Here is a 20,924-nt window from a genome sequence, read left to right on the forward strand (position 1 = left end):
GTGCCTCTCCTATGTGTCTGGAACGAGCGTTGGCTGCCCTTTTGCATCCTGAACCACGCAAAGGCGGCTCGGCATCGGGTGGCGATGGAATTCGTTTTCAAGGAGGTCCATCTGGTAACCGCCGGTGTTGGCGTAAACCAGAAGGTCTCCCGCTCGCGGAGCGATCGGAAAGGTGAGCCATCGATTGCAAAGGACGTCCTCGTCCAGGCAGCTATGGCCCGCCAGATAAGCTCGGATCGGTTTTGCGGCGACCGGCGGCGATATGGCCGGAACCAGGATGGGATCGACCAGGAATTCGGAGCCAAACCAGGTTTCGCAAGCGCTGAAGCTGCTGCCTTCGACGAAGACGACATGGGCATCAGGGCCAACCGCTTTCACGCGCAAGACCCGGAAGACGGAAATCGCGGCCTGATCGGCCAGCGCTCGCCCGGGCTCCATCCCCAGCACCAGCCCTTCATGGACAAGATAGCTCGCGAAGCTGCGGCCATCGGCCATCGGCGCGCGCAGCAGGCAGCGCAGCCACTCGGCCGCGCAAAGCCCTCCGCCGTAGGGATAGAAGGAGGCCGGCACCTTGCCGGTGCGGTAATCCTCGGGCATCTGTGCCCCGAGATGCGCCTGGTAGGCGTGTTGATCGACATATTGGATCGGCAGCCCGCCCCCAATGTCGATCAGGCGTGGCGCAAAACCTTGTGCGCGGGATTCGCTGATCAAGCTAGCGGCTTCTCTAATCGCTTGCGCACGAGATTCCCAACAATAACCACTCAGGTGGAAGTGCAGCCCGTCAAAGCGCAACCTGCTTTCGCCAGCAATACGCGACAGACACTGCCGGATAGCCGCCGCCGGCATGCCGAAGCGACTCCGCGCCCGGTTGGTGGGACGCAAACGCAGCAGCACCGCCTGAACCGGGCCGCGACTTGCTGGAAGGCAGCGGATCAGATCCTCGAGCTCTTCCGGTGAATCCACCGATATTAGAGCGTTGCAGTTGATGAGTTCGTTGTGGAACGCCGCCGTCTTCGCCGGCCCTGTCGCCACAAGTTGTGTGCCGTCGGCACCGAGCCGCCTGGCATCTCGCAACTCATAAAGGCTTGATACGTCAATGCCGGCCCTTGCGCGCAGAGCTGCCGCCAACAGCCCGGGCGATTTGTTGACTTTCGCTCCGTAATAGAGGGCGTGCGCGACACCGCTCTCTCGCAAGACGCCTGTGAGTACCGCGAGATTCCTCTGCAGCTCATCGGGCCAGATCAGATTGACCGGAGACCCATGTCGGGCGACCCACTCGATCAGCAGCGGGCCGTTGCCAGCCAAGAGCTCCGCTGTGCTTGGCCGCAGAATCGGCAAGAGGCCCGCGCCAGGCTTGTGGCAATGCAAGGTCACGACCTCGCCCTTTCGGCATTGGCTACGGCGCGTTCTGTCGGAGCAACGTAGCGCAAGTCTCCAATGGCAGATTGCAATTGGGCAGGCCTTGATCAAAAATATGTCGCGTCGTCTTGCAGGGAAATTTTCGGCCACTGCGCGCCATCGCGAGGATGCACGCAGGCGTGATCGTCAGGCCCGGACGCCAGCTCTCCACCCGCACTGCGTCGTAATCCAAGAGGATCACCGGCACCAGCGGCAGTCGCAGGCGTTCCGCGACTGCTAGCCGGTGATGACCGTCCATCACGAAGAGAGCGTCCTTCTCCACCGTGATCGGAACAGTCCAGCAATCCGTGCGGAGGATTTGCGCCTGCAGCTCCGCTACCCTGTCGGGATCGACCTCTTCGGTCGGGATCAAGCATGTTGGCGAAAGGAGGCAAACTTGCATATCGGCCAGCCTGATTTTTATGAGCAGGAATTGTTCATGCAGCACCTTCAGGGTGGCACTGCTTCATTGGTGCCGATGCACGGCGACAAGGAGAACAGAGGGTTGCAAGCACGCCAGCTGTTCACGAACGAGTTGCTCGATCAGCGTGTCCAGCAGCGGCGGTGGCGCGCGAACCAATGCGCTGACATCTCCTACCATGACCGAGCCTTCACAAGCATTCATGAAGCGTCTCACCAAATTGTAAGAGTAGCGATTACATGTCCACGGTCATCGACAGCAAATACGTGCGCGGTGCTCCCAGGAAGAACGTTCCGAATGAGGCCACGCTGGACCAGTAGCTCTCACCGGTCACATTCTGGATATTGGCGCGGAAAATCGTCTTCCTGCCGTTGATCGCCGTCGTGTAGCGGGCGCCGAGATCGAGTCGCGTCCAATCCGGGATCGGCTGTCTGTTCGCTGTATCGACGAACTGCCTGCCCGTGTAGATGACTGCGCCATTCAACGTGAGCCCGCTCATCCACGGCAGATCCCACTCGGCTCCAATATTGGCCTGTACGTTCGGAACGCCGATCGGCGTGTTGCCGATGTTTGCCGCGACGGCGGTCTTCGTCAGGGTGCCATCCAGCAGCGAAACGCCTCCGAGGACACGAACATCGGGCATGAGTTCGCCGTAGACGTTGAACTCGAGCCCACGCACCTGCGTTTCGGCGGTCGCCGCAAAGCGCCCGGCGGACCGCTCGCCGCTCGCCTTCGATATCTCGAACGCGCTGAAAGTGGTTGCGACCCTGCCGAAGTCCACCTTGATGCCGGCCTCGTACTGCTTGGCGATGTAGGGCGGGAGCACTTCACCTTCATTGGAAGTACCCTGTGGCGCTACGTCACCCCGGCTCAGACCTTCGATGTAGTTCGCGTACAGAGAGACGTTGTCCAAGGGCCGGACGACGAGGCCGACCACAGGCGTGGTCGCGCTCTTGTCGTAGGATGTCGTCAGTGTTCCGACATTGGAGAGATAATTGTTCGCCTCGACGCCCTGACGCCGGACACCCAAAGTCAACAGGACACGCTCATCGAGCACGCACAAGGTGTCGGCAATCGAGAGCCCCGTGAGTTCACTGTCCGAGAGCCGAGGACGCCCGCTGATCTCGTTTGCGAACTGAGCTGGCGCCACGGTCGGATTGTAGATGTTCGACCCGACCAGACTGCCATTGGTGAGCCGCCGGTACAGCGCGTCGTGATAGACCGAGGCCTGGAAGGCGACGGCATGGTGGACAAAGCCGGTATCGAAGCGGGCGCGGACGCCGCCATCATACGTGTATCGGTCAACGCTCAGGCCAAAGAATTGGGGCGTTGAGGTCGTGTCGCCGCTCGTGTTGATGATCGTCGGAAGACCGAAGAATCGCTCGACATTGGTCCGCGATCCGCCGACGTCGGCGAACAGCGTAACCTGATCGCTTACATCGTATTCGGTGCGCCACAAGGCCGATTGATCGTTGATGCGCGACCATTCCCAGGGCTGCGTCACGTTCAGCCGACCGTCCGGCGCCTTCGGCACTTGCAGGCCGGGTGCCATGAGGAAGGGACGTGACGGAGCATTGAACCGATCGGTCTGGGCGATGAGGTAGAGCCAAGACCTGAACCGTTCGCCCTGATAGTCGAGGGCCAGCGACCCGACACCTGTCGTTTCGGACTGGCGCTCAATGGGCGTGTCGCCGCCGCGCAGGCTGCCGCTGGTGCGCACGCCCCATTCCTTGCTGTCGCCGTAGCGCCTCGCAATATCCCAGTGACCGCCGAACCGTGCGGCCGAGCCGTAACCCGCGGTGAAGCGGGTCAAGTCCTCTCCCGCACGCTTAGGCACAACATTGATGACGCCGCCGACGCCGCCATTGGGTGCGATGCCCGAGAGCGCGGCTGAGGGGCCCTTGAGCACTTCGATGCGCTCAACGTAATCCGTGAAGATGCGGTAGTTCGGCGCGATCCCGTAAAGGCCCTCGAAGACGAACTCACCGTTGTTGCCTTCGTTGACGGGGAAGCCGCGAATGTTGAACGAATCGACCACACCGCCCGTCGGGTGGGAACTGCGCACCGAAGGATCCAGGATCAAGGCATCGGCAGCCGTCGCGGCCTGCTGATCCCGGATGAACTTGTCCGTATAGCTCGTCACGTTGAACGGTGACTTCATTGTGTCGGTGTTTCCGAGCAGTCCCAGCCGCCCGCCTTGAGCGACTTGGCCGCCTGCAAAGGCGGGCACGACACCCGACTTCGACGGCTGCGATTGCACCGCGACGGTTTCGGTTTGCGGCGCGCCAGGCGCCGTGGTGCGCCGTGAAGTTGATCGGACCCGGGCGGCATTTCGTTTGGTCGGTGCGCGGCGGGCCGACTGTTGAGTCGGAGCATCGACGGTTACGGGTGGAAGGGAGTTGCCGCCTTGCGGCGTTTGGGATTGAGCGGGCGATTCGAACCACGCCAGCAACGCCACTCCACCCAGCAGTGTCGCACCGAAGCGACCTACCGTCCCAATCCCACCTGCACGTCCCATTCCAGAAAGTCCCTCATCAACAGCACGGCGCCCAACGTGAAATGGTGCTACGCTCGGCCTGCAACGACCGTGGATCGAAGATCCGCTCTCCGCGTCCGAGCTCGGCCAACACTTATGTGAATCAGCGCCCCCGCAGACTCGCACTCCGCGTTGGTTGCCTGTGCCTTGTCGGCAAACTCCGATCGCTAGCGATCTGCACCGCCTCTTTAGAGAGACGCTATGGTGACCGCAACGCAAATGCGTGCGCTGCGACTTAGAATGTCTCAATCATCGACGAGTCGAGTCAGCTGACACCGTGTTTGGAAAGTTTCTAAAGGTGCTTTGGAAGATTCCAAATCAGTGCAGTTGAAATTTGGCAGGAAAAATAGACGAGAGCGCTCTCGCCAGAGGCCATGCGTTTTCCTGGACGCGGCAACGCAATAGGCCTCGCTTTTTCAGGAACGCTCCCAGACCTCGTCATGGACTGACTTTGCACGTCACCATTTCGTTCCTGTACGTCGCTCTCATTGCGACGACATCTGCAGCAGCGCAAGATGCGCAAATCAAAGGGAACGTGATGAGCTCTCGCGGTGGTTCGATGGGCCGACTTGGTAGTGAAGGCCATCATGGTCGGCCTCTGCTTCGCTTCGCTGCTGACTTGGACGATCTCTATCGCCGAGTGTCTGGAGATGATCCAGCAGCGCACGCGCCCGCACGGCTCCGACCGTATGACGAACTTCTGTTCCGCTGGCGGCGACGCGGTGAATGGCGGCGCAGTCATTCGGAACGGAAAATTAATGCTCTTTCCGATAACGGTGTCGTTGAACCTGCAGTTTGTTTCCCATTTGCCGGAAGGACGCGATAGCGAACTCAAGGACCGACCAAGGCGTGAAGCCCGGAGATCGAGAAGGAGCGGCTCGCCCCATGACATCAGCATTCTTCAGAGACACGCGGAACAACCATCCTACTCTGCCGGCGACATCATCGCCTGGTCCGCTCACAGTCGACAGACGAAATCGGCCTCTGGGTCGCGGCCGCACTGCTTTCGTTAATTAGATCGCGTCGAGTCCAGGGGCGCTCAAATCTGCCATAAATAGATTTTTCTGGATCTCCCGGTGCACACATCGTGCACACGCCGCCTTCTAACAGATTGAAAAATTGAACTCTCGTTCCAATCCATCATTGGGCCGCAACGCGCGATAATCCGAGAATTCCTCGGGAGCGACGATGGAAATGGCATTGATTACCAAAATATGATCACATCGCTCTAACTGCGCCAAGCCATACGAAATGAATCCCACTTTGCTGACCTGGGGTTATGAGGTCGCAACTTTCTACTGCTTGCAATTGATCGACGAGCAAAAAGGCGTTTGAGTTGATTCATAAAAATAGACAATCGCAAAGCCGCACCGATTTTCAGCCGGGAATCGCTGGGCAATGCGATAGGGGCCCCTGAGCAAACACGGCGCCTCGCGCAAACGCATTCGCGGAACGTTACGCACAGGCCGCTTGCTCGCTTGAATCATTTGTGAGATGACCCTTGCGCAAACCAGCGCTAACATCCGAGAATGTAGGACCCGATACACCGCTGAGGCTGTCCGTGGCAGCTGCAATCGCCTTTCCGGATCAGAGCATTTCGGAAAGCAGCCTGAGACGAGAAGCCAAGCGGGGGCGGCTTACAGTCGAGATTATTGCAGGCAAAGCGTTTACGACTCTCAATGAAATTGAAAGGATGCGTGGCCGATGCCGCGTAGAAGTAAGGGTGCCCGACTCCACCTCAGACCAGCCCGCTACAGGGCCGGAAAGCTCACCCATCAAGCCACTTGGGTCATCCGGGACGGCACGGGATATTTCGCCACTGGATGCGCTGAACGCGAAGTTGCAGGAGCTGAGCAAGTCCTCAAGGACTATATTGCAAAAAAATACGCGCCGACGCGCAAGGAAAAAGACCTAGAGAAAATTCCCGTCGCCGATGTGCTTTCGATTTTCATTGACGACCGCCCCGACCTTTACGTCGAGAACTCCGACGCTCAGAAGTATCTCAATCGGATCGGGCGCCTCAAAGAGTTTTGGGGAAAGCTCATGTTGTCGGAGGTGACCCGGACCAAGTGCCGTGAGTACCAACAACACCGCGGCAATAAGGGCGGTGCACGCCGAGATCTTGAGGATCTCAGGGCTGCCATCGCCAACCATGCGGCGGAAGGGCTGCACCGTGGCATCGTGAAGGTCACGCTTCCCAAGAAGGGCCCTGCCCGCGATCGATGGCTGACTCGCGATGAAGCCGCCCACCTAATGTGGACGTGTTGGCGCGCCCGCGAGATACAGACTATGCATCGCGGCCCCAATAAAGGGCAGCAGATCGAAACGAGCAAGCGGCCCCTCCGCCATCTCGCCCGGTTCATCCTTATCGGGGTCTATAGCGGGACGCGCGCGGGCGCCATTGCGTCAGCATCGCCGACCGCGGCTATCGGGCGGTCCTTTGTTGACCTTGAACGTGGCGTCTACTACCGACGCGCCCAGGGAAAGCGGGAGACTAACAAACGGCAGCCGCCGATGCCGATCCCACCGCGCCTCCTGGCACACCTGCGACGTTGGAAGGAGCGCAAGATTATTGCGCGGCACTTTGTCGAGTTCAACGGCGAAGGTGTATCTTCCGTGAAGACCGCGTTCAAACATGCGGTGGCGCTGGCCAAGCTCGGGCCTGGCGTTTCGCCGCATACACTACGGCACACCGCCGCAACGTGGCTGATGCAGAACGGTACCGACCCATGGCAAGCCGCCGGCTACCTCGGCATGAGCGTCGAAACGTTGTTGCGTGTGTACGGGCATCACCACCCAGACCACCTGAAGGATGCCGTTGCCAAGATGACGGCCAAGCCTACCGCCTCAGCTTCGCCTCAGAAACGAACTGAAAAGAAGAAAACGAACGTCGTCAAAATTCAATGAAAATGGGCACTTCTAGTGGCAATACAGCGAGTTTCCACCGCTCATAACGGTCTGGTTGCAGGTTCGAGTCCTGCCGGGCCCACCAGCCTTCGCTCGCGAAGCGAGTGAAGGCTGCCGCGCCGTAGCCCACTTGGGCGAAGGCGGGCGCGGCCCGCGAGCTACGGCTCGGCAAGCCATTCCACGATCAACACCGGGAAAGGCAGCCGCGAGACCGGTCTCGCTCCCAACCAAAATATCGAAAACAACCCCATGCAAAGTAGCAGGGCAGTCGCCGGCAAGCATGCTTCGCGCGATGCCGATTTGACACGTCGGGCAAATCAGCGGCACAAATCCACCATTGCGCCGTGACTAGGTCCTGGCCCGACCGCCCGGTCTCGCTGACTACGGTCTCACCTTCGCAATCGTAGATTCGGCGGCGCTATCGGACGAAGCGGCTGAACATGCGCTGCGCCTCCTTCATCGAACGGCCTGCTGACCGGTTTGTAAGCATCCGACATGCGGCAGAAGCCATCCTGCCGGTCTATGGAACGCCGCAACGCGCAGGCTTCTTGAGGTCTATTTTGTCACTATTCGCCGTGTCGGCGCTACAGTGCTCGCGGGCGCCATTGGCGAAATCGAAAACGTCAGCCAGGTATTCCAGCCCGCCGGGCGGTTCTCCGCGGCGAACTCGCCGTAGGCTTTCAGGTTGAGGTATCCCTGCATGTCGCCGACCGGAAACAAATACCCGAGCTGCGGACCGATTCCGAATACCCGTGAGCGGAAGCCGCCGAGGATCGGGTGGGCCCCGGAGTCGTCGGTGAGCTGCTGATAGCCATACCCGACAAAGCCGACGAAGACCTGCTTTGACAGGAATTGCGACATGCCCCAGTCGAAATGGAAATCGATGCCATTCTGATATTGCGTGTCGTTGTTCTTGAAATTGTAGGTGAGGCCCGCAACGGCGGAAAATTCCAGCCCGGTCTGCGGATTGAAGTAGGTGTAGCCGCCGCCGCCGTCGATGGCTGCATGGCCGATACCGAGGTTGGCAAGGCGGGTTGGCGAATAGGCGCCGACGGGAATGTCCCCGGTCACATAGGTCATGAAATTGTGGACGCCGGCGTTCCACTTCAGTGTCGCCTGCGGATAGAGGTCGCCGACCGATGTGATGGAGTCGGCGATGGTGCCGGTGCGCGTTATCACGAGCGGCCCGAGAGCCGCGGTCAGCGTCCCGCTCAGGTCCGCGCTCGACCGCCCGAACAGGCCGGTTACGCCAATGGCCAATTGTCCGCCCAGCACCGGCGTTGCGAATGTGTAGGTGGGGTTGAGCAGCACGAGATCGCCCTGCGCATTGAGATGCAGATTCAGGCTGGTGTTGACTGTCGCGGGAAATCTGCCGATCTGGATTTCCCTCGACGCGGCTGTGGCGCCGGATGCAGATACCGAAGTGTGATAATACACCGCCGCCATTGACCAGCCCGGCACCCCGGGGACCGCCGCGAGGCTGCCGAACCGGCCGGGGAGCCAGTACGAAACCCCGCCCTCATCCGCATATGCCGCTTCGGGCACGCAGCCGAGCAGCGCCATGGTCGCGCTGAGACTTGAGCGGATCAGCCAACGCCGAGATTTTCGTTTCGATGTGTCGCGTGTCATTTTCTGCCCCCAAACTGGTCGTGTCTGCAGCCAAAATGGCCGTCGCTCACTGTCGTTGTCAAAGGTAAGCGGCATACGAACTGACCCAGACCAGGATCGACATGATCAAGCCGATGACGCCAGCGTTCTCCGCAAACACCGTGGCTGTGCCGGGCATGCCGAGCCTGAGCTGGCTGCGATCGATGTCCTTCGGTATGGAGATGACAGCCGGATAGGTCTTTACGCCGCCGATCGAGCCGACCCGCGCCAGCGTCCCGGAAACGGCAATCTCGCCCTGTCCCACGCCCTGCGGGATTCCCGTGATCGTCGCATCGTGGATGCGGCCGGGGTCATTGTCGAACACCAGCTTGACCGCCGCTCCGGGCTTGATGGTCCGGAATCCGTTCGGCGAGAACATGCCGACGATGGTGATCTGGTCCGCGATGATGAACGACATCACCGCTTTATGCTGCGTGGCGCGGTCGCCGGCGGACAGGGCCATGACCGTGACGTAGCCGTCGCCTGGCGCGCGGATCACCGTCTGCTCCAGCTCCCATTTGGCCTGGTCGAGCTGGGCCTGGATTTGCGCTACGGTCGTGTTGACGCCGCCGATCTCCGAATCCATCGCCAGTTTGGCGCTCTGCTGCGCCGCCTTGGCCGCCAGCAACTGAGCGCTGACGGTCTCGTACTGAACCTGGGTGTCCTGTTCGTGGAACAGACTCTGCACCGCCTGGCTGGCCAGCTTCTGAATATCGGCGAGGCGCTGGGCGTTATAGGCGAGTTGCTTGGTGAGCCCCTCGACAGTCGCGCTCGCCTGCTCGTAGTTCGCCTTGAGCTGTAAGGCCTGCTGTCTGGCCCCGGCCAGCGATGCCTCGAGCTGGTCGACTTTATACTGGAATGGCGCCGGATCGATCTTGAAGAGGATGGTCCCGGTCTTCACAGGCACGTTGGTCTGAACCGGAATTTCGGTGACCTGACCGGAGACGTTGGGCGCGACCTCGACCACCCGCGAGATCACGACAAAACTGCCCGACGGCGTGAGATAATTGAACATCGCCATGAACACCGCCAGGATCAACGCGCCCATGAGCACGGCCAAGGTGCCGGATGCCCACCCCCATCTCACCAGCTTGAGCTTCGAGAAGGCGAGCCACACCAGCACCAGGTAAAGCGTCAGGATGATCAGCATGAGCAGCCCCCGTGCCGGTGTTTGCCATAACGCTCGTTGCAGCCATTCCTCGCCTCCGCTTCAAGTATGGTCCCCGGCCAGCATGCGGCGGGACTACGGTGACGATCTGAATGCGTCGGCTCACCCATGGTGATCGTATTCACTGAGGGCAATGCTAACCTCCCGGGCAAAATCGACCAGCGACGTCGTGAAGGCGCCGAGGGCAACAATGAACAGGATGGCAACCCCGTGCTCATGCTGAAGTCTGAAAAACGCAGTCACAAATGCGACGATGATGAGGATGCTGATCGCGATACTCCCGGCGACCGCCCAGAAGATTGCCCGGTTCAGCATGGCTGCACGTCGTGTGAGACGAGGAAGGTCGGCCTTGAGCCGGCTCCTCGCCGTATCCTGGTCGGGGATCGCGTTCAGGAAAATCAATCGATCGATGATTCTGTTCAGCCGGGAAATCAGCACGGCGATGAAAGCGGCAAGCGCGCCGAGCAGAAACGCAGGCGCCGCCGCCTGCGAAATGACCTGCGAGAGCTGGCTGATGGTCGGGGTATCTGTCAACATCGGTTACGCCAACTGCGAAACTCAATTACTGCTTCATCTTGATGCCCTTCTCGGCCCTGTACTCCTTAAAGACCACGTCGATGGCTTCAATGACTTTCTTGCCGGGATTTGCCTTGCAGTGGACGATGACCTCGTGCTCGAGAGATTTCGCCCGACTGACCTGCATCATGTGCTTCTTGGCGAGGCCGTTGTACCAGCCGCTGTACCAGGCGGTGAGGTAATCAGCGTCTTCCTGAAAGGTGTTTGCGAGTTGTGCGCAAGTCAGTTTCTGAACGTCGACGTAACCGTCGGGTTCGCATAGGTCTTGAGTTCGACCTGTGCGTAAGCGGGTCCTGCAAGGACGATAACCCCGCAGCATAAGATGAAACATTTTCCGATCACTGAATTTTTCTCCCTACCGATGTTGCGTCTCAATTTCCGGAACGGTCGACTGACCGGCGCCGTCAGCACAATTTCGGAGCATCGGGGCGCGGTCACCCCGCGCTCCGGCCCTGTGCAAGGCAGGCTTACGGGCAGACCGTGACAATCCTGCCGTAGGCATCCGCCACCTGCCTGCATGCAGGTGCGACCACCACCGCTGCGCCAGCCGCAGCCGCGCCAACCGCGACGGCCCGACGCGTGGTGCGCCGCGCGACGCCGGCATAACTCATCGGCGTCAGCGGGCGCCCGATCCGGGCTTCGGCGGACGAAATCAGCGATGATTGCGGATCCAGCGGCAGTTGCCCGCTCCACAACAAGGCTGCGCCGCCAAGAACGGTGGCTATCGAGAAATGGAAGAACGTTTTTGATATCTCGGTCATTTCTTTGCTCCTGTTTTCGCAACGCCCTGCGGCACTTCATCGATGTCACCGAGATCGCCAAGCGCGATCTTCTTGGCGGATGTATCCGGCTTGAATGCAAAGGCATCCGCCGGCAGGTCTGTCTTCCATTCCTTGATGCGCAGCGTGTATTGCGGCGCCTCGCCGATGCCCTTGCTGGTAATCACGTATTTGCGCGGGATTGGCTTGGCGCCGGACTCGATCCATATCTGCCAGTCGGTTTCCAAGTTACGGAACGCCAAATGATCGCATTCGACGCCGTCGATGACGCCCTTGCCGATCACAGTGCCTTCGATAACGTCGGCCATCATCACGTCGTAGACGTTGGAAAGCAGGAGATCGGCGCCCGGAGCGACGACGCCGTGCTTGTCGCGCAATACGTCGATCAATTGATCGGCCGTCCCCGGGGCATCGATCTGGGCGTAATCCTTGCTGTCCTTGTTGCTCACGGTGAGCATCTTGCCGTCGAACACAATCTCGATGTCACGGTATCCCCCCGTGCGGGTGGCGCGAAGCTTGTCGGGACGGCTCAGTTGTACCTGGCCCGAACTCGTGAACTGGATTTTCTGCAGATTGGAGGTAATCACCTCGATATCGGAGTCGAATGTGACCGACACCGCCTTCTGGCTCGCAACGTAGTCCGACATCGCCTTGAGAAGCTTGTCGGCGTCGCCGCCTTGCGCCCGAGCCTCAGGCACGAGCGAAGCGCCCATAGTCAAGATCGTGCCGACCAAGATCGGCCATCGTGCCACTCGGCCGATCGCGTTGTCTGCTGCGTCCTGCATCTTCATTGGTTTTTCCCTTGTTTGTTCAGCGGCCACATCGCTATCAAAAATGCGTGGCCAAGATCGATCCTTACGCGACACGTTCAGTTCACGAACTCGATCTCGCCCGGCTTCCATGTCTTGTCGAACCATGGCTCCAGCGGACCGTAGAGGCGAAGGATCATGAACCAGCCCTTGCCCGGAATCGTCTGCACCCAGTTGTTCTCCATTCCCGCCGGGGCCCTGGGTCCGAAATAGACATCCACCGAGCCGTCTGTATTGACCTTGACTCCCTTGTTCTGGCTACTGACGCTCGGGGCTTGCTGGTCGGTTTGCACCATCGAGCGGGTCTGGTTGTCGTAGACGATGACCGACCAGAAATCCTTGACCGGGATATTTGGCGGCAGGCGCAGCTTGTAAGTGTTGCCGCCATCAAAGGGATTGCCCTTCGCATCCTGCACCGACCAGGGATATTGCGAGCCCCGGCCCACCATCTTTTCCTCCATCGCCGGCGTCACGGCAATGGCGAAGTAATAGTAGAAGACAGCACCGTCCAGGTTGCTGACACCGGGCGCCACCTCGAACTTGTAGCCGCCGAAAAACGGCAGGCGCCACGTACTGTCCGGATAGAAATACGCATCCTTCGCGCGAATCTTGAAGGCGATCGTCCGCGCCGTCACGGCGCCGATGTTGGCGGCGTCGGTCAAGATCTTCTTCATCCGCTCATCGGGATTGAAGGGCTGGCCCTTGACGATGCCGATCGAGGCGAACAGGCCCAAGGTGGTTGGATCGGAACCGTCCGCCGGCTCTTCCTGGATGACCTGGTTCAACAGACTCCAGAACGAGTAGTCACCCGGCGAGACGAAGTTCGAGGGAATGCCGGAAGCATTGACGAATTTCATCGGCGGCGGGTTGGCGGCCTCGGCCAAGGGATAGATCCGCAGGTTCTTCTTGACCGAATCGACCGCAGGTTGAGTGGAGCCGTCCACAACGAAGGCGCGAAATACGAGGTAGCTGCCGAAAGTGCTCGGCCGCAAAACGTGATACCCCGGTGGTATGTCGCCCTTGAATCCAGGCGGCAACAGGAGGTATTTGCCGCCCTCGCCCTTGTCGGCCCCGGTGATGCCGATGTCGGCCACCCACTTGTACCAGAAGTCGTCGATCATCCCCAGCACTTTGGGCGGAATCTCGGCCACCAGCGGTCCCTTGCTGGTGTCGACCCACATGAAGTTGTAGATCGTGTTGTCGTTGCCAGTCAGGGCGACTGTCTTCGAATCGAGCAGATTTTCCCAGATCACGTTGGCCTGGTTATCGGGTCCGAACTTGCGCAGCGAGTCGCGCATGCCTGCCTGATTGACGATCGGAATCGCCAGCAGATAAGCTTGGAGCGCGCGCGAACGGTCCAGGTTGTCGTAGATCTTGTCGACGGTATCGGCCGACGGGTAGCCGTAATTGAGATTCAGCGTCCCGATCGAGGACTCGATTTTATCCGGCACGGCGACGCCCGGCGCGATGGGTGTCGTCATCTTGTAGGTCTGTGCGGAAGCGGCGCCCAAGCCCATCAGTACCACCGCAACGGTGGCGCAAAGCAGTCGCGTCGCGCGCATCACGGCTCTCTCCTCGTCTACAGCCACTGCAAGAGTAGCGCCGGACAATCTCAGGTAGCGTTTCATTGTGCTTCATCCTTTGTTGCAGTCCGGGCTGCGCGGCGCCTGATCCGGCACCGCGCATCAGCGGGGTCAGGGACAATTATTGCGCCGCATGGATACCGGGCGGCTGCCACGCCCCTTTGCCGATCGGCAGAATTGAAGGCGCTTCTGTTTTCGGCCAGTAGAGCCGCATGACCGTATAAATCGGGCCGTTCGGCGCCGGCAGCCAGTTCGATTCCTTGTCCGCACCCGGCGACTTGTGCTGGATGTACAGCGTCAGCGACCCGTCGGCGTTCTTCTTCATGGTCGGCAGCATCGGCGAATTGATCAGATAGCGGTTGATCGGATTCTCGATCAAAAGCTGCGTCTTGCCATCGTACATCGTCACCGACCAGAAGGCGTTGACCGGCGGCAATTGATCGGCCGGGAAGGTCAGCGTGTAGTTGTGCTTGCTGCCGTCGAGCGACTTGCCGTCGTCGTCGACGCGCGTGATCGGATAGACCGCCTCGACCGAATCGTTACCGTAGATGCCCGCCTTGGCGCCCGCGGCGCGTTTCAGCCAGTCGCCATTGTAGAACGCGGCATTGCCAAAGAAGGAGTTGACCTGCCATCCGTTGAGCGATACGCCGCCCTTTGCGACGGCCTCGTCGACTTTTCGTTCGCCTTGCTTCATTCCGACGAGAATCTCCGCCTTGTGCTCAAGCGGGAGATCCTTGAAGCTGAACGTCTTTCCCGGCCCGACACCGATGCGCGCAAGCTTCGCGCGGATATCCTTCTCGCTCTCGAGCGCCGGCGCGAACTGCAGGCAGAAATCGAGATACTCGAAGAAGTTCGTTTTTGCGAGTTCCTTGTCGATCTTCGGAAAATTCACGGCCGGCGAAGCGGGCGGCGCCGGCTGCTTCAGATAGGCGGAAAGCGGCTGCGCCTTATAGCCGGCTTGCAGCTTCATCACGTTGTCGATGTCGCCCGGATCAAAAAGCTGGGTGCGGAAGAGAACGAACGAAAACTGCGTGGTCGACTGGAACACTTTCTTGACTCCGGCGGGAGTTGCTCCCTTCCACTCCGGTCCGACGACCATGTAGTCGCCAGCCTCGCTTCCAGTGGCGCGGCTGCCGATATAACCGTAGTTGAATGTGTTGCCGTCGATAAGCTGGACAGCGTAGTAGCGCTTTGAGTCCACCGCCGGGACCGAAACCACTATCGGCTCCGCCCTCAGGTCCACCCACAAAATCGAATAGGGCGTGTCGCTGTTCGGCGTAATGACGGCGGTATCTTTATAAGTAGCGACGTGGGATAAGTTGTTGATCTGGTTGAACGGCGCCTTGAACTGCCCCGAATTCCGATCAACGGCAAATTCGTACATGGTGCCGTAGTTCATCACGATCGGCAGGCCGTAGATGAATCCGGTTTCGGCGATGTCCTTGGCCTCGATGATGCCGGGATAGCTCTGCGCCATCAGCAGGCTTGGCCTGGCAATCGCCGCGCCGGCGGCGATCGCCACGGTGGAACGAAGTAAATCTCGCTTCGTCAACATTCGCACTACTCCTTAACTCGATTGAATTGCCGAATCGATCTGCATTCGGACGTCTGTCAAACCCGCTTGATGCCGGGCGGCTGCCAGGTGCCTTCGCCGGCCGGCAGGATGGACGGCGCTTCGGTCTTCGGCCAGTACAGGCGCATCACGAGATAGATCGTGTCATTGGGCGCAGGCAGCCAATTTGCTTCCTTGTCCGCGCCGGGGCTGTCTTTCTGGATGTAGAGGGTGAGCGAGCCATCCTCGTTCTTCTTCATACCCGGCAACATCGGCGAGTTGATGAGGTAGCGGTTGATCGGGTTCTTGATCAGGAGCTGGCTCTTGCCGTCATACATGGTCACCGACCAGAAGGAGTTCACCGGCGGCAGTTGTCCCGCCGGGAAGGTCAGTGTGTAATTGTGCTTGCTGCCGTCGAGCGTCTGGCCGTCGCTGTCAACGCGCGTGAACGGATAGGTCGCTTCCGCCGGGTCATTACCATAGATGCCGGCCTGAGCGGCGACGGCACGCTTCAACCAGTCACCATTGTAGTGGGCGCTATCACCCGGAAGACCGCTAACCCGCCAGCCATTGATCGCCTTGCCGGCATTTGCGACGGCCTCGTCGACCTTCCGCTGGCCCTCCTTCATGCCGAGGCCAAGCTCCAGCTTATGCTCCAGTGGCAGGTCCTTGAAGTTGAGGGTCTTGCCCGGCCCGACGCCGATGCGTGCCAGCTTGGCGCGTATCTCCTTCTCGTTACTCTGTTCCGGCGCGAATTGCAGCGCGAAATCGAGGTAATCGAAGAAGTTGGTCTTCACGAGTTCCTTGTCGATCTTGGGGAAGTCGATCTTGGGCGAGGCCGCTGGCGGCGTCTGCTTCAGATAGGCCGAGAGCATCTGCACCTTGTAGCCAGCTTGCACCTTCTTGACGTTGTCGAGATCATCCGGGCCGAAAAGCTGGGTGCGATAGCCTGCGAGGGCAAACTGTGTGCTCGATCGAAACACCTGCTTGATGCCCGCCGGGGTGTCGCCCTTCCAGTCGGGCCCGACCACCATGTAGTCGCCGGCCTCGCTCCCTGTGGCGCGGGTGCCGATATAGCCGTAATTGTAGGTATTGCCGTCGCAGAGCATGACCGAGTAGTAGCGCTTCGGGTCGACCGCCGGCACCGAGAGCACCACCGGCTCCGCCCGCAAATCCAGCCACACGAAGGAATAGGGCGTGTCGCTGTTCGGCGTGACGATTGCCGTGTCCTTGTAGGTGTAAACGTTGGGCTCGTTCTTGATCTCATTGAACGGCGCCTTGAACTGCCCCGAATTGCGATCTACCGCGTACTCGTACATGACGGCATAGTTCATCACGATCGGCAGGCCGAAGATGAACCCTTGCTCGGCGATGTCCTTGGCCTCTAACAGCCTGGGCCAATCGGCTTTGTTCTGCGCAATTGCCGGGGTGGACTTCACCGCCGTGACGGCGAGCGCAGTCATCGCAGCAGAGCGAAGCAGATCGCGTTTCGTCAACATGGGATGCTCTCCTTTATCATCGTCGTTGTTTTGTGCGGTCGGATGCCAGCGCCAAAGCGCCGGCGTTCAATAGCAGGGCGGATAAGGGTAATAGCCGCAGGCCGGACGAGCGTAGGGATATGCATACGGTGCGGCATAGGCTGCCGCGCCATATGCGGCGGCGCCTGCGGCGCCTGCATACATCGCGCCACGGAACGCGCTACGGCGGGCAACGCCGGCAAACGACAGCGGCGTGAACGGCCGCCCGATGATGTCGATGAAGAGTGCGGCCCCACCGTCAGCGCCGGCGACATCTCCCTCCAGGGTCTGAACGTTGAACGTGAGCTTGTCGCCTTCGAGCTTCGGATTTTTCAGGACGACGACGGCGTCCTTTACCGAGCCATCCTTGCCGAACACGGAGACGGTCGCGTTGGGGGGATTTTTGGTGAAACTGTCGTCACCCGATCCCCACTCCGCGATCACGTCAGCGGTCGCCTGGTGGCCTGCGGACCGTACTGGACGGTCGGCAAATATGATCGAGCTGGGCGATACGCCGGTCAAAGTGAGTGTGTCGCCTTGCAACGTGGCGCCGCGGGAGTTGAGCACGAACAGCGACGGCACGATCTCGGGCTTGGCTGCGGCTGCCGGCGTGCCGATTGTCTTCATGGAAGACGGTGCCGCCGCGTTCTGGGCGAGCGACGCATTGGCGCCGCAAAACGTCGTGGCCAAGGCGAGCATTGCGAAAACCCGATTCAGTTTTGTGATGCGCATGTGACTTCCACTCCTGTTACAAAAAGCTTGATCGATCGCTTTGGTAGCACTCTCGCGTCAGCCGCGAGAGCTCGCGTAAAAGACGTACAACATCGTTTGCATGAAACGCCGTGTGGGCGTCCGCAGAAAATCAAGACCAGTGCGCTGGAATCTTCGTTTCAAACTCGCACAGAAGTTGCCGACCAAATGTGACAGCAAGCTCAATGCCGGGAAAATGCCGCGCCGCCGCACGAACAGACTCTTTCCGGGAAATTTCCAGGCGCTGCCTGTCGCTCGTCTCCTTCGTGGGCCGTGCCGAACCGGATAGGTACCGGCGGCCGTCCCAATGCCTGCATCACGCGCTCCCCAGCTCATTGACAAAGATCAAGGCACACTCGCACCAGCGTGCAGAATGATCTGTCGACGTCGCGGCGTCTTGCCATTTCGCGCCAATCATTCCGAGGTTGAGTTAACCATTTCGAGGTACTGAGAGGCGCTTGCCTGCCGGCTTCCGGGCAACAGGACCGTATTTCGTGCCACTCTTCCGGGCTGACTGTTGTCGCCGATAGACAATGGGTTGGATCTTCATCAAGCGCACGAAGCTGCGGCTGAAGCTGCTGGCACCTGCGAAACCCAAACGCGCAGCGATGTCGGCGATGTTTTCGTCCGATTCCGCGAGCAGATGGCACGCGGTGTCGAGCCGGACTTCCGCGACGAGTTCGGCGTAGGTGGTGCCCATGTCGGCGAGGCGGCGCTGAAGCGAGCGGGCACTTATGCCGAGCCGGCGCGCCGTTTGCGGCAGCATCGCACCGTCCTGGCGCAGCGACGCGGCGATGGCCGCCCGGACAGCGTATCGGGACGGCGTGCAGACTCGCTTCATGATATGGCGCGAAACCTCGCCTCTTCCGACAGATTCGCGAATGTTTACGCGGAAAACGCCGTGCCGTATGGCCATCGCGTGCCAAAATTCGACTTCGCCGGCTGTTGCCAAGGCTAGCACCGGACTGATGCTGCGGCGCAGCGTGGAAAGGTTGATCCTGGACTCAGTCTAAAGTAGTATCAGGAGCAAGGCGCGGTTGCATCACCTTGGGAGGGCCGGGACAGCGGAAAACCGTGACGTCCCGGCGGCACGACCATGAAGGCCATTGTCCTGGCGCGCTGCGCCCTGCTTGCACCTTTCGTTGATGTTTTGAACGATGTCGGCGCCCCGGCTGAACGGATGCTGGGCAGGTTCGGCCTGCCTGCGCATCCCGAACAGAAGCCCAATGACTATTTCCCGCTCATTCCCGCGCTTCAGTTCGCAACGACTGTACAGACATCGCAGGGGATTGCGGATCTTGGATTTCGAGCCATCCAACGAATGCACTTTGGTCATCTGAGCGACCAACTTCAAGCTGCGGTTCGCCACGCGCCGACGTTGTTTACCGTGTTGGAGCAGTGGTGTCGGCTCATCCAGATCGAAGACAACTTCGTCCGTTATTGGCTTGAACGTCATGATGACCGCTTGAGGGTTTGCAACAGCATCTCCGGAACTGCCGGAACGCTGCATCTCGAGCATACGCAATGGGTGCAGAACGTGATGATGGTCTACGTCATCCGCCAGTTCGCAGGGCCGAACTGGGCGCCGGCGACCATCGCCTTTGAAGCTCGATACACGCCTGGTTCCGAGACCCAATCCCGGTGGCCCCACACCCGCTTCCTGTCGGGTCAGAAGGTCTCATGGATCGATTTGCCTATTTCGCTGCTGAGCTTACCCAATCCGGCGAAGTCCGCGGCATCAGGCCCGTCGGAGCGCGAATTTCGGCGCATCGGCACCGATACCGTAACAGCGCTCAAGATGATGCTTCCGTCATACCTAGATGAGCGCCCTCTCGGCATCGCCGAGGTGGCAGAGATCGCCGGGACCAGCGTGAGAAGCCTTCAGCGCGAACTCGCAAGCGCAGGATTGACATACTCTCGTTTGCTCGATCAGGTCCGGTTCGAGAAAGGTGCCGAGTTGCTGCGCAAGACGGACGCCAGGATCATCGACGTGGCCTTTGCTACCGGTTACACCGACCCGGCTCACTTTGCCCGTGCCTTCCGCCGCATGGCCGGCATAACGCCGCGCGAGTTTCGGGAAAACTCGTCGGGAGCCTAGCGATGGGAGTCCCGCAGGAGCGTCGATCGCCGTGCGAAGCTCTGAAAGACTTCTTTTCTCCGCACAGCTTCTCTTCGCCAAGCTTTGCGCCGCATGCCCCTCTAAACGGATGGCCATGGACCGCACCAGTTTCGCACCAGAAACGACCTCACCAAAACGCAACGAACCCAATCAAATCCGAACGGAAGCGCAGCAATATCAACGAAGCTGACCATTGTCCTCCCGCTCATAACGGTCTGGTTGCAGGTTCGAGTCCTGCCGGGCCCACCAGCGAAATCAGTGGTTTGCTGAGCCTGTTTTCGTAATCACCGCGCCACGCGGTCTCTTAGGCTGGGACAAGGAAGCCTTCCCCGAACGAGGTACGGGCGCCTAAGGGTTTTGATGCCGCCTTCTGCGTAATAACCACACGTTCCATGGCGTAGTAACCTGGTAGGCCCCTCAATCGCCCGCGCGGCGGTGCGCCAGCTGGCCGATGGGCAGATCAGCTATTCAATTCTTTGGAGCACGCGCAAATGCCCAAAAATCCTTTCACTGATGTCTGGCAGTTCCTGACCGCAGCTACCAGTGATTATCTCCGTCTGGGAAACTGGCGCTTTCTGATCCTGGCGCTGTTCTGGGCGCTGCTGCTCGCCGGCATTGCAGTGGCCTTCCAGAATTGGCGGGAGGATTCGGCGCAACGTAACGGCCGACATCTTGGAATCTGGCTGGTCCGGGTCCTGATCGGCTGCATGTGGTTCGAGGGCATGTTGTGGAAACTGCCGCTGCCCGTGTCCGACGGTCTGCGATACTGGACCGAACAGGAAACGACCCGCGCCGCGTTCGAGTTTCACGGCACCTTCGTGAAGGATATTGTGTTGCCTTACATGAGCGTCTTTGGACCAATTGTTTTTCTTGCCGAGCTGACGTTCGCTGCATCGATGATCCTCGGGCTTGCGGTACGATTCGTAGGCGTGCTGGCTGTCGCCTATACGCTGCAACTCTGGCTCGGCATCTATCGGCCGGGCGATCCGGCCGAGTGGCCGTGGTCGTACATGTTTCTGGCCATGCTGATGTTCCTGTTTGTGCTCGAGGGCGCCGGCCGCAATCTCGGCCTTGATGCCTGGTTGCGGCGCAACGTGCCCGTCGTGCGCGATGGGAAGGGACTTATTGGCCGGTTCTTCAACATCGCCGGTTAATCGTTATC

At 59.9% G+C, this 20,924-nt stretch carries 18 protein-coding genes; 4 read left to right on the forward strand and 14 right to left on the reverse strand.

The window, feature by feature from the left end; genetic code table 11:
- Positions 1-9: 9 nt before the first annotated feature.
- The 3 genes from IVA95_RS23815 to IVA95_RS23825 all read right to left on the reverse strand — a co-directional run bounded on the left by IVA95_RS23815 (position 10) and on the right by IVA95_RS23825 (position 4,271).
- Positions 10-1,374 carry a Y4yA family PLP-dependent enzyme gene (locus IVA95_RS23815; RefSeq protein ID WP_247512692.1) on the reverse strand — a complete coding sequence of 455 codons (1,365 nt, stop codon included), beginning with the start codon at positions 1,372-1,374 and terminating at the stop codon, positions 10-12.
- A 22-nt stretch (positions 1,375-1,396) separates the two neighbouring features.
- The gene (locus tag IVA95_RS23820) at positions 1,397-1,801 is read right to left on the reverse strand and encodes a ParB N-terminal domain-containing protein (RefSeq protein WP_247512693.1); all 405 of its coding nucleotides are present in this window, start codon (positions 1,799-1,801) and stop codon (positions 1,397-1,399) included.
- Between the two features lie 253 nt (positions 1,802-2,054).
- Positions 2,055-4,271 carry a TonB-dependent siderophore receptor gene (locus tag IVA95_RS23825; RefSeq protein WP_247512694.1) on the reverse strand — a complete coding sequence of 739 codons (2,217 nt, stop codon included), beginning with the start codon at positions 4,269-4,271 and terminating at the stop codon, positions 2,055-2,057.
- Positions 4,272-4,924: 653 nt separating this feature from the next.
- Between IVA95_RS23825 and IVA95_RS23830 the strand changes: the two genes are divergently transcribed.
- Positions 4,925-5,368 carry a hypothetical protein gene (locus IVA95_RS23830; RefSeq protein WP_247512695.1) on the forward strand — a complete coding sequence of 148 codons (444 nt, stop codon included), beginning with the start codon at positions 4,925-4,927 and terminating at the stop codon, positions 5,366-5,368.
- A gap of 691 nt (positions 5,369-6,059) precedes the next feature.
- Positions 6,060-7,262, forward strand: coding sequence for a site-specific integrase (locus IVA95_RS23835; protein WP_247512696.1), 1,203 nt, complete (start codon positions 6,060-6,062; stop codon positions 7,260-7,262).
- A 555-nt stretch (positions 7,263-7,817) separates the two neighbouring features.
- Here IVA95_RS23835 and IVA95_RS23840 read toward each other — a convergent pair.
- The 11 genes from IVA95_RS23840 to IVA95_RS23890 form a co-directional block, all read right to left on the reverse strand.
- Positions 7,818-8,891: a transporter gene (locus IVA95_RS23840; RefSeq protein ID WP_247512697.1), complete on the reverse strand. Its 1,074-nt coding sequence runs from the start codon at positions 8,889-8,891 to the stop codon at positions 7,818-7,820.
- 58 nt (positions 8,892-8,949) lie between these two features.
- Positions 8,950-10,059 (reverse strand): biotin/lipoyl-binding protein, encoded by a 1,110-nt coding sequence (locus tag IVA95_RS23845; protein ID WP_247512698.1) that lies wholly within the window; start codon positions 10,057-10,059, stop codon positions 8,950-8,952.
- Between the two features lie 120 nt (positions 10,060-10,179).
- Positions 10,180-10,614: a DUF2721 domain-containing protein gene (locus IVA95_RS23850; protein ID WP_247512699.1), complete on the reverse strand. Its 435-nt coding sequence runs from the start codon at positions 10,612-10,614 to the stop codon at positions 10,180-10,182.
- 25 nt (positions 10,615-10,639) lie between these two features.
- The gene (locus tag IVA95_RS23855) at positions 10,640-10,984 is read right to left on the reverse strand and encodes an HdeA/HdeB family chaperone (protein ID WP_247512700.1); all 345 of its coding nucleotides are present in this window, start codon (positions 10,982-10,984) and stop codon (positions 10,640-10,642) included.
- 136 nt (positions 10,985-11,120) lie between these two features.
- Entirely contained in the window at positions 11,121-11,414 is a 294-nt protein-coding gene (locus IVA95_RS23860; protein WP_247512701.1) for a hypothetical protein, read from the reverse strand.
- Positions 11,411-12,223, reverse strand: coding sequence for a DUF2092 domain-containing protein (locus tag IVA95_RS23865; protein ID WP_247512702.1), 813 nt, complete (start codon positions 12,221-12,223; stop codon positions 11,411-11,413). The genes IVA95_RS23860 and IVA95_RS23865 overlap by 4 nt, the downstream gene beginning before the upstream one ends.
- A 77-nt stretch (positions 12,224-12,300) precedes the next feature.
- Positions 12,301-13,806: a DUF1254 domain-containing protein gene (locus tag IVA95_RS23870; protein WP_247512734.1), complete on the reverse strand. Its 1,506-nt coding sequence runs from the start codon at positions 13,804-13,806 to the stop codon at positions 12,301-12,303.
- Between the two features lie 139 nt (positions 13,807-13,945).
- Entirely contained in the window at positions 13,946-15,379 is a 1,434-nt protein-coding gene (locus IVA95_RS23875) for a DUF1254 domain-containing protein (protein WP_247512703.1), read from the reverse strand.
- Between the two features lie 56 nt (positions 15,380-15,435).
- Entirely contained in the window at positions 15,436-16,875 is a 1,440-nt protein-coding gene (locus IVA95_RS23880) for a DUF1254 domain-containing protein (RefSeq protein WP_247512704.1), read from the reverse strand.
- A 66-nt stretch (positions 16,876-16,941) separates the two neighbouring features.
- Entirely contained in the window at positions 16,942-17,625 is a 684-nt protein-coding gene (locus IVA95_RS23885; protein WP_247512705.1) for a hypothetical protein, read from the reverse strand.
- 448 nt (positions 17,626-18,073) lie between these two features.
- Positions 18,074-18,595 carry a helix-turn-helix transcriptional regulator gene (locus IVA95_RS23890; RefSeq protein ID WP_247512706.1) on the reverse strand — a complete coding sequence of 174 codons (522 nt, stop codon included), beginning with the start codon at positions 18,593-18,595 and terminating at the stop codon, positions 18,074-18,076.
- 144 nt (positions 18,596-18,739) lie between these two features.
- On the opposite strand from IVA95_RS23890, the gene IVA95_RS23895 reads away from it, so the two are divergent.
- Positions 18,740-19,741 carry an AraC family transcriptional regulator gene (locus IVA95_RS23895; RefSeq protein ID WP_247512707.1) on the forward strand — a complete coding sequence of 334 codons (1,002 nt, stop codon included), beginning with the start codon at positions 18,740-18,742 and terminating at the stop codon, positions 19,739-19,741.
- 512 nt (positions 19,742-20,253) lie between these two features.
- On the forward strand, positions 20,254-20,916 hold the full coding sequence (locus tag IVA95_RS23900; protein ID WP_247512708.1) for a DoxX family protein: 663 nt from the start codon (positions 20,254-20,256) through the stop codon (positions 20,914-20,916).
- Positions 20,917-20,924: the final 8 nt, after the last annotated feature.

Origin of the sequence: Bradyrhizobium sp. 157 (assembly GCF_023073815.1) — a bacterium.
Taxonomy (GTDB): domain Bacteria; phylum Pseudomonadota; class Alphaproteobacteria; order Rhizobiales; family Xanthobacteraceae; genus Bradyrhizobium.

Bases quoted from the DNA above. Each gene is read 5' to 3' on its own strand.
- IVA95_RS23820 (WP_247512693.1), bottom strand. From the start codon at position 1,801: ATGCAAGTTTGCCTCCTTTCGCCAACATGCTTGATCCCGACCGAAGAG.
- IVA95_RS23835 (WP_247512696.1), top strand. From the start codon at position 6,060: ATGCCGCGTAGAAGTAAGGGTGCCCGACTCCACCTCAGACCAGCCCGC.
- IVA95_RS23840 (WP_247512697.1), bottom strand. From the start codon at position 8,891: ATGACACGCGACACATCGAAACGAAAATCTCGGCGTTGGCTGATCCGC.
- IVA95_RS23845 (WP_247512698.1), bottom strand. From the start codon at position 10,059: ATGCTGATCATCCTGACGCTTTACCTGGTGCTGGTGTGGCTCGCCTTC.
- IVA95_RS23850 (WP_247512699.1), bottom strand. From the start codon at position 10,614: ATGTTGACAGATACCCCGACCATCAGCCAGCTCTCGCAGGTCATTTCG.
- IVA95_RS23855 (WP_247512700.1), bottom strand. From the start codon at position 10,984: ATGTTTCATCTTATGCTGCGGGGTTATCGTCCTTGCAGGACCCGCTTA.
- IVA95_RS23860 (WP_247512701.1), bottom strand. From the start codon at position 11,414: ATGACCGAGATATCAAAAACGTTCTTCCATTTCTCGATAGCCACCGTT.
- IVA95_RS23865 (WP_247512702.1), bottom strand. From the start codon at position 12,223: ATGAAGATGCAGGACGCAGCAGACAACGCGATCGGCCGAGTGGCACGA.
- IVA95_RS23875 (WP_247512703.1), bottom strand. From the start codon at position 15,379: ATGTTGACGAAGCGAGATTTACTTCGTTCCACCGTGGCGATCGCCGCC.
- IVA95_RS23880 (WP_247512704.1), bottom strand. From the start codon at position 16,875: ATGTTGACGAAACGCGATCTGCTTCGCTCTGCTGCGATGACTGCGCTC.
- IVA95_RS23885 (WP_247512705.1), bottom strand. From the start codon at position 17,625: ATGCGCATCACAAAACTGAATCGGGTTTTCGCAATGCTCGCCTTGGCC.
- IVA95_RS23895 (WP_247512707.1), top strand. From the start codon at position 18,740: ATGAAGGCCATTGTCCTGGCGCGCTGCGCCCTGCTTGCACCTTTCGTT.
- IVA95_RS23900 (WP_247512708.1), top strand. From the start codon at position 20,254: ATGCCCAAAAATCCTTTCACTGATGTCTGGCAGTTCCTGACCGCAGCT.